The following is a 505-nucleotide window of genomic DNA, read 5'->3' as shown; positions in this document are numbered from 1 at the left end:
AAGCGCCCCCAGTCCGGCGGCACTCATCTCCCCGGCCCCGGCACGCACCGCGATCCAGAACCGCTCCCGCTGGAAGGCGTACGTCGGCAGATCGACACGTGCCCTCGGGGTGAGGATCGACGTCCAGTCGACTCCCACGCCATGGCCGTGCAACCGGCCCAGCGCCTCGACCAGCGCCCGGACCTCGTCGCGGTCCTTGCGCGCGGTCGCGACGAAGGCGCCGTTCTCGACGCTCTGCTGGGCGAGCGCGGTCAGGGTGGTGTCGGGTCCGATCTCGACGAACACGTTCGCCTGGCAGGCGGCCACCCCATCGGCGAACCGCACCGCCTCCCGCACATGCCGCACCCAGTACGCCGGGTCGGTCAGCAGCCCTGGCTCCGCAAGCAGGCCCGTCACATTGGAGACGACAGGGATACTCGGCTCGGCGAAGGTAAGTGCGGAGACGACCTGCTCGAACTCCGCCAGCATCGGCTCCATCAACGGCGAGTGGAACGCGTGCGAGACC

Annotated in this window: 1 protein-coding gene; it reads right to left on the bottom strand. The window is 70.1% G+C overall.

The genetic code is table 11. The features are described from left to right. Positions 1 to 505 (bottom strand): acyltransferase domain-containing protein (locus tag ACSC1Q_RS43110; protein ID WP_436764529.1); only part of this gene is annotated, 505 nt, incomplete at both ends.

Source organism: Streptosporangium heterodermiicola (assembly GCF_051390675.1).
Lineage (GTDB): Bacteria > Actinomycetota > Actinomycetes > Streptosporangiales > Streptosporangiaceae > Streptosporangium.
This window is presented reverse-complemented; position numbering and strand designations above follow the sequence as displayed.